Here is a 12,015-nt window from a genome sequence, read left to right as displayed (position 1 = left end):
GGTCAGTTCAGTGAGGCCTTGAGAGAGTGCAGGTCGTCCTCGATGCCCTGGTAGAAGACCCGCAGCATGGGCTCGGTCTCCTCGCGGTCGAGGACCGTAGCCTCCTTGATCATCAGCGCGGACCCCTCGACCTCGGACTGCAGCACCATGTGCGCCCGGCGCAGAGCGTCAGCGCTCTTGCCCTTGAGCAGCAGGTACTGGTGGATCGAGGTGAACTTGCCACCGACGTGCTGCGTGAGGATGTCATACTGCTCGTTCTGCAGCTCGATCAGGTCAGGGTCGCGGACCGCGAGGGCGTGGTTGCGGTGCTCGAGCGAGGCCACCTGGTGGTAGATCCGCTGCGGCTCCTTCGTGGTGACGAAGGCCCACTCGCAGTTCGTGTCGATCTTGCGCCAGAAGGCGTCGACCCGGTCCAGGATGCCGATGCGGTCCTCGTCGAAGAGCAGGTACGACGCTGAACCGACGACCAAGTAGACCTGCCCCTCACCGCCGTCGGAGAAGTGGATCCGGCCGTCCTCCTCGATGCCGTCGATACCGACGATCGAGTGGAAGTCGCTCGGGTCCGAGCTGCGGCGGGTGAAGACGTTGCGTGCCCGGGACGGGGCGTATGCCAGCAGGGCGGGCACGTTCATCGCCCGCAGCTCCTTGGTCTTGGTCATGCCGCCGAAGTAGACGATCAGTGCCAGGCCCCAGATGACGAAGAGCGTGATGAACACCGGACCCGAGCTCGCCACGAAGGTCTGCGTCACCGCCCACAGCAGCGCCAGCGCGCCCCCGCCGAAGAAGAACAGCTGCTTGATGGGGGAGGGCTTGGCCGCCCAGCCGCCCTTGCTGAGCGTGATCTCGTGGTCGAGGAACGACCTGTTGAGGCTCGTCGGCACCTTGTACGACATCTTCGCCATGAATCTCTCCCTGCTGCCACCACTGATTTGTCTGCGCCTGTCCGAATGCCCTCATAGATGAGGGATACATGACCACTCTACCTTAGATAGACCTATCGAATCGAGCGCGACTGACGCAAGAATGGCACCGCCCAGCGACTCGGACGTGCGATCCGATGCCGTCGGGCGGTACCGTGGCGTGCTGATTTAAGTGGACGGGCAGTCTATCGGACTGGCATCCGAATAATCATTCAGGAACGAGTCCGCGCAACCTCAGCCGAAGGAGGGGACGAGCTTCTTCTTGCCGCCCTCGTTCCTCCACTGAAGCTCGGCGTCGAACTTCTTTCCCTTGCTCGAGGTGAAGCCCGTACCCTTGATCGTCTTGCCCGCGGCCAGTGCCGCGAGCTGGTCGTCGGTGAAGGCAACCCCGCACCAGCTCTTCGGCGGGGAGTCCAGGGAGGCCTCGAAGTCAGGCACGATCTTCTTACCCTCACCCTTCTTCTCCTCGCGGAAGAAGACCTTGCACTGGAAGCGGTTGCCCTTCTTTGAGACGAAGTCGCTTGACTCGACGCCCTCGCCAACCATGAGGCGGTCGATCTCCTCGGGCGTAAAGGTGTAGTGGCACCAGGACGCCGGCGGCAGCGCGTTGCCGCTGGCGTCGCGCCGGCCGAAGCCGAGCTTCTGGAACCCGACGAAAGTCCGGCCCTTGAAGGTGCCCTCGCCAAGCTCGCCGAAGACCTCATAGGCCTTGCCCGTGGTGCTCTTCGCCGAAAACTCGATCGTCTCCCCGGCCAGCAGCCGGGCGACCTCGTCGTCGGTGAAGCGGTGGCCGCCCCACTCACGCGCGAACACCACATCCTTGCCCGTCTTGGCCCAGGTGCCCTGCGCCCGCTCCTTCCGGGTGACGGCCTCCTCCTTGAGCCCCAGTGCGGAGCGCATCGTCGCGGCGTTCTTCTGCATGGTCGCGATGTCCTCGCGCACCCAGTCGGCCACGACCGCGAGGCGCTCCTCTGCGCTCGGGCCGGTGCCTACGGCAATCTCCTTCATATCGGCATAGACCTTCTCGGTCAGCGCCAGGTCGCCGATCCGGGTGCCCGGAAGCAGCCGCCAGCTCATGTCCCCGGCCTCGGCGAGGGTGAGCTTGCGGCCCTTCTCCAGCAGCAGCGGGTACTTCGTCTTCGTCGAGGTCACCTCGGAGTACGTCGAGGTCCGGGTGGCACCCGTGCCCACGTCGCGCTTCTCCAGCTGCTTCATCAGCCACTTCATGCTCGGGTGCTCGGGGCGCTTGTTCGCACCCTCGAAGACGAAGGGCTCAGCGTTGGTGCCCAGGCCCTTGGCCGACTCGTTCTCGTCGCCCTCGGCGGTGTCGTCGCCGGCGTCCGGATCGAACACCGCCTTCCAGCCCGCCGACATGGGCACGTTGGCGATGCCCACGAAGTCCGGATAGTCCTTGACGTGGCCCTTCTGCTGCTCGTAGACGTAGTCCTCGGCAATCATCGCCAGGTAGTTCTTGCCTAGGGTCTCGTAGATCAGGCGGCCGGCCTTGCCGAAACGCTGCTCGACGTCGTCCAGCGAGGACGGCACCTTCGGGCCGGGACGGTTCGCACCGTGCGCCCCCTGCGGCTTCACGTGGGCCTTGCGCGGCTCGCGGTGCGTCAGATGCTTGCGATCCACCCCGACCACGCCGGCGATCTTGTCCACCAGAGGCGCAAGCTCGTTGAACTGCTCAGGCGTGATCGTTTTGTCCTCGGTGCGCGGGTAGCTGACAACTTGGGACTCATACATTTTCTGGTATGTCGAGAGCGCCAGCTGGGCCTTGATGCCCTTGCCGACCAGGAGGGAGGACAACGCTGCAAGGTCCAGAAGCTTCGGCGGGGCAGTCTGCTTGTTCGCTTTGCCGTCAAGCACCACGGGGGAGGGGCCGTACTGATTCGGTACCTGGTCCTTCTGGTCGAACCGCGGCTCCTCCGGGTTCGTGTACATCACGTCGTTCTCGTCACGGAACCGGTTCTGGAAGAACGGCTTCTTGACGTAGTCGTTATACGCCTTCAGCTGGTCGCCGACGAGCTTGACCATCGCCGACTTCAGCCGGCCCTGGCGCAGCACCATGTCCTGCCCGGACTGGCGGGCCATGTTCGTGGCGATGCGGGTGAACTGCATCGAGAGCAGGTCGAACTGTGAGCGGTAGCGCGCCTTGCGGTACTCGTCGAAGTCCAGGAGTGACGGAATGACCTTGCGCGCGGCGAAGGCCTTCTGCAGCGAGGCCGGAGCCTCATCAGTGAAGTACATGCGCGACCACTTGCCCGGCTTCAGCCCCAACTCGAGGAAGGCATTGACCGCGATCATGCCGCCCTCGCCCGTGGGGTCGACGTCGGTGGCGATCGCGATCTCGTCGCACTTGCCCAGGGTCCGCTTCACGTCCGCGGCGACAGCGCTCGCGTTCTTGATCACCTCCAGGCTCCAGTCCAGCTGCTGAGGGTCCCAGGGCAGGTTGCCCAGGTCCCAGGTCCGGTACTTCCCGGCCACGTCCGGATCCGCCACCATCCGGTGCGGATCGACGAACTCGTACAGGTGCCCCCGGGCGTGGGCGATGACGAACTGCTCCCCGTTGTACGTGCCGTTCATGCCGCCGAGGGCTGCAGCGAAGTGCCGCGCCGCGCTCGGCTTCTCGGTGAGGATCCCGACAACCATCATGACTCCCTTTCGTCGGTGACTCATAAACCAGTCGACTCATAAATCAGTCACAAGTCTATCGATAGAATGAGTTGAATGACGAGTCTAAGCGAGTCGCACAGCGAGTCGAATGGGAGCGGCGAGACCCGCGCCGGCACGCCGGTCAGAGAGGGCCTGGATCATTCACGGCGACCCCGGATCGAGGTAACGTCTATAGAGTCGCCACCCGCTCACGCCCGACCCAGGAGCACGAATCCCATGGCCCTCGACCACGCTTTCCTGCGCACACCACAGGACTTCAGCAGCATGCTCATCGAGATGCAGGAGGGCAGCTGGCCGCCGGACGAGGCGGACATCATCCGTATCGCCCAGGGGTGCTCGATGCTGATCGAGTGCATCGATGCCTGGGAGAGCGCCACGCACGGCAAGAACGTCTTCGACGTCGCCCGCGGAGAGATCTGCACGGCCGACGTACGGCGGCTCCTCGCCCAGGAGGTCTCACTGAGCTACGAGGGCGACGTCGCGGTGCTGCTGGTGCCGCCTGCGGACGAACGTGTGCGCGTGGAAATCCGTGCCGACGTCGACGAATACCAGGGCCTGCTGCGCCGTCCGGAGATGGTCCTGGATTGGGAGCAGGATGGTAAGCAGCACGAGCACTACATCTCACTCAAGCCCAAGGGCGCGCACTGGTACATGCTGTCGCAGCTGCGTGACGACATGAAGGAAGGCCGGCTCACCGTCCGGTCCTAGCTCCGCCTCAGCCGCGCCAGAGCTCGAGCGACTCCCAGCCCACAGGCGCGCCCATCGACTCGATGGTCAGGGCGTGTGAGACCGGGAATTGGCGAAGCAGAGCCGCCAGCCGACCGGACCAACCGGTGTCCGGGTCGATGGCGCGCAGCAGGTACGCGATTACGGCCAGGGCGTTGTACGTGCCGAAGACACCCTTGGCGGTCTGCTCATCGCGCAGGTGGTCCAGCACCGGCACCACTCCGACCTTCGGCCGCGACGGCGCGTTCTGGAGCTTGCGGTTGAACAGTCGGGCATGGTGGGCAGCGACGTTCCGCACGTAGTTCAGGCTGGCGAGCCAGCTGATCATGACCTTCTTCGTCGGCACGCCGAACTCACGGGCAATCTCCTCGGCATCCTGCTGGTGCATGCCGCGGTAAAGCACGCACAGGTGTCCCAGCTCAAGGATCTCCGTCAGCGCCCACACCGGCATCCTGTCGTCGTACTTCTGCCTGAAGTGCTCCACGAACTGCTCGTCGGAGCTGGCCCGCCGCTCGTTGACGCGCTGGAGCCAACGCACATGCGGGCTCGGCGCGGGATCCCGCACATCGGTGCTCTCGGCTGTGAAGGCCTCGGTGAAGCACTCCGGGTCCTCGTAGGCGAAAGGGGACCGGCGGCCGAGGACATAGCCGATCCGCATCCGCGCGGCGACCTCGATGCGTTCGACGCCGTCCATGACGAGCATGCGCAGCTGCCGGTCGAAGTCGATGATCTCCTCAGCGTGGCGCAACGTCGTGCCCGGCCGGTAGCCGCTGAGCACCCGGATGCGGGAGCGCCCGTCCTCGTCGGCGTAGCGCTCGGACTCGCGGAAGGGGTAGAGGTAGCCGGTGAGGCGGTAGTAGCCGACGGCACCCAGCAGCACGGCTGCCCGGTCCCCGACGTCGGCCCCGTGCCACGCCAGCCGGTCGATCTGCGCGTCGACCGACAGCCATGGCTTCGCGTACTCCGCCACGTTCCTCCCCCTGAAAAGAAAATCAGCCCGCGCCTTGCGGCAACGGGCTGATCGTGATGGCTATAAAGTAGCACGGATCGTCTGTCCATGCATCGCTGATGCTGTACGGCGCTGATCACCGTCCGGGCGGCAGCGCGACGCCCAGACGAACCCGGTAGGCCTTCAGGACCTTGCCGAGCGTCTTCAGGTTCTCCGGATGGTCTACACCGGACTCCAGCTCCCTGATCCGGATCGGACGGACGCCGGCGACCTCGGCGACCTGCTTGTGGGAGGCCTTCCCCCGGAGCTTGACCAACAGGTCCGGCAGGTCCTCGTCAAGGTCCTCGAACATGCGGAACTTCTCGGCGGCCCCCATGCGGGTATGACCCAGGTGCCAGTGGCCACAGTGTCCACAGCTGTACCAGCTCGTCGAGGGATCCTCGCGGAGCCGGTCCGGAATCTCGCCCTCGCTGCGGTAGCGGCGCTTGAAGACCTTCTTCCCTTCGCGCATGGTCGTGCACTCGCGCGGGGCGTCCTCGGCCCGGGAGGCGGGGTTGGACATCCCCGCGCACCGGGGAGCGCAGTACAGCCCGAGCAGCACCGGGTCCTGGGGACGCAGCGCCAGACCCTTGCCACACCCCTTGCACCGCTGTCTCTTCGGGAACAGCACCTCAGCCACGCCCGGCCTCCTTCATTTCTGCGTTGCCGGACCGGTCGTCGCGGCCCTCCTCAGCCTTCTTCCTGGCGCGCCTCTCGCGCGCCGCCGCCCGGATCCGGGCGCGGTAATCGGGGTCATCGCGGTACCGCTGCCGCTGCCGCTGCTTCTTGCGCTCGGCCCGCTGCGGGTCCGCGGCGATGTACCTGGCGCTGGCAGCAGCCTGGTCGGCCCGGAACTGCGGGTCCTGGCGGTACCGGCGGGAGTGGTCGCGCTTGCAGGGACGGCACACCCAGGTGCCGTCCTTGGCCCAGTAGCCGTTGTCGGCGTCCATCGTGTGCCCGCGGGCACAGGTACGGCTGCCCGGCCGGCGCAGCGGCTTGGCCCCCTTCTGCAGGTGCCCGGGGTTGACGCAGGCACTGCGACCACAGGCCATCCGCAGGATCTCGTCCTGCGTCAGGGACCCGAGCCCGAGCTCCTGCTGCAGGGCCTCCCAGGCGTATCGGCGCGGCGTGGCCGAGGATCGGCCGTTCGACAGGCCGAAGCGGCCCGAGGCGGTCCAGACCCAGCAGCCTGTGCCGTCGAGCCTGCCCGCCTCCTTATCGACCTTCTCCCAGAACCGCTCGGCGTCGGTCGCTGTACTCCTGTGCGTGGCGGTGCTCACCGGATCGGCCGCCCTTCCCGCTCGCGCTCGAGCTTCGCCTGCTTCTTCGTCGCCTCCCGCACCCGGTCCCGGACGAAGACCGCGTCCTTGTGCGTGATCGGAGCCTCGTGGACATTGTGCGAGCCGCGCAGGAAGTTGCTCGTGCGGTCCGCGATCGAGTACGCGAGTGCCTGCTCGATCGCCGCGCTGGTCTCCTTTACCTCACCCAGCTGCCCGTGCAGCGCGGCCAGGCCTTGGGTCTGCTCACGGCCCATCTGCTCCAGGGCTTCCATGCGCGCCGCGATGCTGCCCAGCAGCGGATCACGGGAGCGGAACAGCTGCGCCGCGCGCCGGGTGGCAGCATCGGTCGCCAGTCCAAGGTCGAGCTGGGCCAGCAGAAAGGCCGTGACCAGGCTTGCCTGGCTCAACCGCTCGGTGAACTCGCGGGCCGCCGTGTCGCCGACGCCGAGCTCACGGACGGCCGCTGAGCGCAGCTGCTCCCGCAGCGCGCCGACGATGGCCTCGGGCAGGGCCCGGACGGCAGGCTGGCTCTTCACGCCGTCGAGCCGGAAGCCGCTCTGTGGCAACGACTCGCTGCCCTCGTCCCCTCCGCCGGAGCCGCCCCTGGCCGCCGCAGACTGCACGGCCTCCTGATGGTCGGTGTGCTGGAGCGGGACGGGCGGGAGGAGGTTGGCATCTTCCGGCGGCGACACCGGGAGGGCCGCGGGGTGTGCTTCGGCGTCTGCGTCGTCGTGCACCTGCGGCATCGCTGCTGTGTCCACGACGACGGCGTCGCTCTGGGCCGGGGGAGTGGCGCTGCCTGCTCCCGAGCCTCCCCGCTGGCCGGCACCGGTTTCCCGGTCAAGGTTCTCGGCGCTCTGCTGCGGGGCCTCATCCTTCTCCGGCGTGTCCTGCTCCGGCTCCGCCGGCTGTGCCCGTTCCTGGGCCCGCTTCAGGCCCTCGCTCCCGCCGGTCCGGTACGCATCGAGGAAGGACGTGTCGACGTCCATCAGCTCGTCGGTGGACGGCATGATCTCGTTCAGCCCCTGGCTCACGTCAGCTCCCCGTTCTCCTCGTCCAGCAGATAGTTGTCGCCCCTGGTCAGCCCGAGCAGGGAATCGAAGCCCATGGTCACGACCCGCTCGAGGTTGGCGTTGTTCGTCGAAAGCGCCTTGAGCTCGTCGACGACCTGGTTGATGCGCGCGGTGAGCAGATCAGGGATGTCGAAGTCGAGATTCTCGCGCCGGATCTTCTCGGCGATCGCCTCGGCGTAGTACTCGTTGGCGGAGGGGTAGCCGCGCCGCTGCGCCCAGTACTCCGCCCGCTGCTTCTCGTCCGAGGACAGGCGGGTAAAGACCCGCTCCCTGCGGTCGCTGCCGTTCTGGTCGGTGCTCGGTCCACCGGACCTGGTCGCAGCCCGCGCAGCGGGAGGCGCAGCCTTCGGCTCGTCGACGACGGTCATGTCTGGCCTCTCCTGTCATATTCGACTGATGTACGAGTCCATTCTAACGTCATTCGAATGCCTGTCACGAATGATTGGGCAATGACTTGTGACAGACCTTTGGGAGAGGTCGGGCAGAGAGGTAGGGTCATCTGCGTCACCCGGTCAGCGCCTGATCGCGTGTCCCAGGCGGCCTCGGTTCCTCGACCCCAAGGCCGGGGCCGCTGGACGTTGGTTCGCACCTCCCGTTCGTGGGAAAAAGAGAAGGCCCCGACGCGCATGAAGCGCACCGGGGCCTTTATTCCTGGCTGCCGTCCCAGAGCCCAGGCCTGTCCAGTCCGCCCGGCATTTTGCTCCACGTTGCGCGCCGTTCCCGCCCGGGCGTACGATTCCATCGAACATATGTTCGAAAAGGAAGTGGACATGCAGGCCTCGCAGCCAGAACCGTTGGCGCTCGACGAGCCGCTGATACTCCCGTTTGCGCCGGAAGCCGTCGCCTGCGGCTTCCCCAGCCCTGCAGAGGGATATTGGTCGGGGGACCTCGATCTTGTCCAGCACCTGGTCCGGGACCCAACCTGCACATTCGTCTGGCGTGCAGCCGGCCATTCCATGACCGGAGCCGGAATCAATGACGGCGACCTGCTGCTCGTGGACCGGGGGATCGATCCCGTTCCGGGCAAGATTGTGATCGCCGTCGTTGACGGCGAATACACCGTCAAGCGGCTGGACGTCATCCAAGGACGTACCGTTCTCGTGGCAGAGAACCTCGACTATGCGGACATCGTTCTCCACGAACACACGGAGATGTCAGTCTGGGGCGTGGTCACATGGATTCTGTCTCCTGCGAAAATCAAACGTGGTGTCAGACCCCGCCTATAGTCTCCAGCCGTGGCAATGACGACTCTGACCCCAGCACCCGATCAAATCGCTCTCGTAGACTGCGTCTCCTTTTACGCCAACGCGGAGCGTGTCTTCGACCCCACGCTGCATGACCGGCCGACCCTTGTCCTCTCGAACAATGACGGCTGTGTGGTTGCCGCGTGCCCGCTGGTGAAGGAGCTCGATCCTGACATCATGGGCAAGCCGTGGTTCAAGATCCGCGGCTGGTGCCAGGCCAAGGGCGTCGAAGCCAGGTCATCGAACTATGAGCTCTATGGCTCGCTGAGTGCACGGGTTGCCACCATTCTGGGCCGCTTCAGTGCGTGGCAGGAAGTGTATTCGATCGACGAAAGCTGGCTGAAGCTGCGGGGGGCTCCTGAAGAACTCGAATCACGGGGACAGGAGATCCGACGGACTGTCCTCCAGCTGACCGGAATTCCTGTCCGCGTCGCGATCGGTCCCACGAAGACCCTCGCCAAGGTAGCGGCTCTCGGCATCAAGAAAAACCCCGCGTTCAATGGTGTTCTCGATCTCCGGCGGTTTTCGGAGGAGCAGCTTGACCGGATCCTTGACTCCCTCCATGTGACTGACCTCTGGGGCGTCGCCGGGCGTAACGGCAAGCGCCTGGCTGCGCTCGGCATCCACACGGCCAGAGAACTGCGCGACGCTGATGCCAAATGGCTCCGCAAACGGTTCTCCGTCGTCATGGAAAGAACCATCCTGGAGCTGCGCGGGCAAAAATGCATCGAGCTGGAGACCCAGCCGCCGGCTGCCAAGGACCAGCTGATCTATTCCAGGAGCTTCTCGCGCAAGCTTACGGACCCTGACGAGATGCATCAGGTTCTGTCGATCTACGCCCAGCGGGTCTCAGCACGTCTTCGGGCCCAGGGGTCCGTCGCCGGCGTGCTCTCGGTGTGGGCTTCGACCGGCTGGGCCGACGAAGGAACCGTCCCGCATTCAGCCCACCGGGCTGTTCCGCTGGCCATGCCGACCGATGACCCGATCGCGCTTACGAAAGCTGCCAGTGTGATCCTGCCTGATCTGTTTCCGACCGCCGGTATCCGCTACGCCCGTGCAGGAGTTGTACTCACGGGACTGCGCGCGGGTGACGGCGTTCAGTTCCTACCTGTGTTCCAATCCGAATTCGAAGATCGGGGAGTAGGGAAGGTACTTGACGAAATCACGAGAAAGCTCGGCGCGCAGGCAGTGGGTGTGGGCCTGGGTGGCATGAAGACCCCGCCGGCGTGGGAGATGAAGCGCGCCATGCTCTCGAAGCGCTGCACGACCCACTGGGACGAGCTGCCGGTCGCTGTGGCATAGCGGGGTAAGGGAAGCGCAGGACCTCAACAGCACCCGCGCCGGCAGCAAACTCGAGCAGCGACCTGCCACATTAAAGCGCGGCTTCGAGTTCCTCCGAGGAATACCCGAACATGTAATCCTCATCCTTACCGTGTGAGGCCCAGATCTGAGCTGCATCGTAAACACTCAGCGCCTCGCTGTCGTCATCGTCATCTAGACCGTAGCGACACTCAAGGCAGTACATCTCGGAGTAAACAAACTTTTTCACCAGGGGCGTCCCACAGTTGGGGCACGGGGGCGTTTCACCCTCGTAGACATCGATCTCGTCCCAGCTTTTTTCCTTCTTCGCAAGGAAATCAAAGATACCCAAAGGCCCTACCGTCCCAATACGTCCCGCCGAAGCCGTTTCTGATATGACATAAACCGCTGACGACAAGCACAACCGCAATTTTCGACACGGTCAGTATCGCATGCGCCTGTTAGGTACTACCTCCACGCGAGTAAGGCGATACCTGGACGAACTTTGTTTCGGTGCCGCCGGGACCGTAGTGCTGCACGCGCTGGTGCCCGCTGACATTATGCTCGGTCGGAGACTTTCTGCTGGCCTCCTCGCCGATGCCCTCGAAAGCCGCCTCCGTGAACTCAGGGATTTTCTCCCAGACCGCCGCGCTGACCTGCTTGAATACTTCGGGCGACTTCAGTGTCAACAACGTGACCGCGCCAGCAGCCGCAAGAGCGCCAACGGCGAGACCTGTCTTGAAAGCCGGATGCTCCTTGATCCGCTGCCAGCGGGTCGGGCCCTGGCTCATATCCTGCTCGCAGGCTCCGGCGGCCTCAGGGTTGGGCACTTCAATGGGCTCAGACTGGACTGACTTGTCCTTGGGCTGCTGAAGACGTGATGGATTGAGCGGCTGCGCCCGATCGAACGGGCCTTCTTGATCATGACCGGGCACTCAGGCAGTCTATCCTTTACCGGCAATCCCAGTCTCGCTCCGGTCTTAGGCAGGCTACTCACTGCGCATGCTGTTACTTGACAACTTTCTCTTCTCCAACGGACAGAGGACGGCCGGGCAGGGCTCTATGCTCAGAGCTATGGAGGTTGAATTGACCATTGAAGATGCCCAGGGCGAAATGATGCGCGTCAGCGCGACGGGCCCCGACTATGGCACCACCCTGGCTGCTGCGAAGGCCAAAATCCCGGAAGGATCCCGGATGATCATCATTCGCGTTCCGGACCGTGAGGTGTAACCGTTTCAGTATGCTCCTCCGCCCGGATACCCTGCTGAATTCCCAGCAAGGTCCTGGTCCGGCCTGAAGCAAGCAGTCCGGCATCAGGAAGCACCAGCCATACAACCAAGACAGCGCCCGTCAAGGTTGGTCATTGCCAGGTCTGGCCACACCAGCAACGGCCCTCTTTGTGTTCCTGGATGACCAAGACCCGTTCCTCGCCGAGCAGAATGATGTCTTCGTAGCTGAGCATGCCTCCAGTGCAGCATCGGTTGCCGACTGCCGGTAGGGGAGTCCTGGCGTATGTGGAAAACCGCAGGGACGATCAAGCTCGTTCCGGTATGCCCAGCCGCCTCGATCCGGTGCCCTTCAACCTCCGTCCGAACCGGGCCTATCATGAGGGAGGGGGACACCTATTGGCCGCTTGTCGGGACAGGTCATGGCACCACACAACGCGAATAGGCGGGACAACCGCATCCCTGGAATTGCAACATTGCGCCCCGGGCACCGCATCAGGGAAATACGCCAGGACCTCCATGACCGACACCCTGCCCGGGCCCGCTACCAGGTCATTGCTGCTCATCATCCGTTAGCCGGCGG

13 protein-coding genes are annotated in these 12,015 nt (G+C 64.7%); 4 read left to right on the top strand and 9 right to left on the bottom strand.

The window, feature by feature from the left end; all coding sequences use genetic code 11:
* Positions 1–2 precede the first annotated feature (2 nt).
* Together FB478_RS04680 and FB478_RS04675 are read right to left on the bottom strand one after the other, a co-directional pair.
* Entirely contained in the window at positions 3–902 is a 900-nt protein-coding gene (locus FB478_RS04680; RefSeq protein ID WP_056387676.1) for a hypothetical protein, read from the bottom strand.
* 252 nt (positions 903–1,154) lie between these two features.
* The gene (locus FB478_RS04675) at positions 1,155–3,575 is read right to left on the bottom strand and encodes a type IA DNA topoisomerase (RefSeq protein ID WP_222430051.1); all 2,421 of its coding nucleotides are present in this window, start codon (positions 3,573–3,575) and stop codon (positions 1,155–1,157) included.
* Positions 3,576–3,812: 237 nt separating this feature from the next.
* On the opposite strand from FB478_RS04675, the gene FB478_RS04670 reads away from it, so the two are divergent.
* Entirely contained in the window at positions 3,813–4,304 is a 492-nt protein-coding gene (locus tag FB478_RS04670; protein WP_056387674.1) for a hypothetical protein, read from the top strand.
* A 7-nt stretch (positions 4,305–4,311) separates the two neighbouring features.
* On the opposite strand, the gene FB478_RS04665 is transcribed toward FB478_RS04670, so the two are convergent.
* The 5 genes from FB478_RS04665 to FB478_RS04645 all read right to left on the bottom strand — a co-directional run bounded on the left by FB478_RS04665 (position 4,312) and on the right by FB478_RS04645 (position 8,031).
* Positions 4,312–5,292: an Abi family protein gene (locus tag FB478_RS04665; protein ID WP_056387671.1), complete on the bottom strand. Its 981-nt coding sequence runs from the start codon at positions 5,290–5,292 to the stop codon at positions 4,312–4,314.
* 115 nt (positions 5,293–5,407) lie between these two features.
* Complete coding sequence (locus FB478_RS04660) at positions 5,408–5,833, bottom strand: helix-turn-helix transcriptional regulator (protein ID WP_144599829.1); 426 nt, start codon at positions 5,831–5,833, stop codon at positions 5,408–5,410.
* A gap of 109 nt (positions 5,834–5,942) precedes the next feature.
* On the bottom strand, positions 5,943–6,590 hold the full coding sequence (locus FB478_RS04655) for a hypothetical protein (RefSeq protein WP_144599828.1): 648 nt from the start codon (positions 6,588–6,590) through the stop codon (positions 5,943–5,945).
* The gene (locus tag FB478_RS04650; protein WP_056387663.1) at positions 6,587–7,624 is read right to left on the bottom strand and encodes a hypothetical protein; all 1,038 of its coding nucleotides are present in this window, start codon (positions 7,622–7,624) and stop codon (positions 6,587–6,589) included. The genes FB478_RS04655 and FB478_RS04650 overlap by 4 nt, the downstream gene beginning before the upstream one ends.
* Positions 7,621–8,031: a hypothetical protein gene (locus FB478_RS04645; protein ID WP_056387660.1), complete on the bottom strand. Its 411-nt coding sequence runs from the start codon at positions 8,029–8,031 to the stop codon at positions 7,621–7,623. Before FB478_RS04645 ends, FB478_RS04650 begins: the two co-directional genes overlap by 4 nt.
* Before the next feature lie 381 nt (positions 8,032–8,412).
* On the opposite strand from FB478_RS04645, the gene FB478_RS04640 reads away from it, so the two are divergent.
* On the top strand, positions 8,413–8,889 hold the full coding sequence (locus FB478_RS04640; RefSeq protein ID WP_235009458.1) for a LexA family transcriptional regulator: 477 nt from the start codon (positions 8,413–8,415) through the stop codon (positions 8,887–8,889).
* A 15-nt stretch (positions 8,890–8,904) separates the two neighbouring features.
* Positions 8,905–10,209 (top strand): Y-family DNA polymerase, encoded by a 1,305-nt coding sequence (locus FB478_RS04635; RefSeq protein WP_082581623.1) that lies wholly within the window; start codon positions 8,905–8,907, stop codon positions 10,207–10,209.
* A 70-nt stretch (positions 10,210–10,279) separates the two neighbouring features.
* Here FB478_RS04635 and FB478_RS04630 read toward each other — a convergent pair whose 3' ends face one another.
* Both FB478_RS04630 and FB478_RS04625 read right to left on the bottom strand, forming a co-directional pair.
* Positions 10,280–10,558, bottom strand: coding sequence for a hypothetical protein (locus tag FB478_RS04630; protein ID WP_144599827.1), 279 nt, complete (start codon positions 10,556–10,558; stop codon positions 10,280–10,282).
* A 109-nt stretch (positions 10,559–10,667) separates the two neighbouring features.
* A complete protein-coding gene (locus FB478_RS04625; protein WP_142133549.1) occupies positions 10,668–11,141 on the bottom strand; it encodes a hypothetical protein in 474 nt (157 codons plus the stop codon).
* Positions 11,142–11,292: 151 nt separating this feature from the next.
* On the opposite strand from FB478_RS04625, the gene FB478_RS21070 reads away from it, so the two are divergent.
* Entirely contained in the window at positions 11,293–11,436 is a 144-nt protein-coding gene (locus FB478_RS21070) for a hypothetical protein (protein ID WP_156400145.1), read from the top strand.
* Positions 11,437–12,015 lie beyond the last annotated feature (579 nt).

The sequence above is a fragment of the Arthrobacter sp. AG367 genome, from assembly GCF_007828995.1.
Lineage (GTDB): Bacteria > Actinomycetota > Actinomycetes > Actinomycetales > Micrococcaceae > Arthrobacter.
Note: the sequence above shows the minus strand (reverse complement) of the source record. Positions and strands in the feature narration are given on the sequence as shown.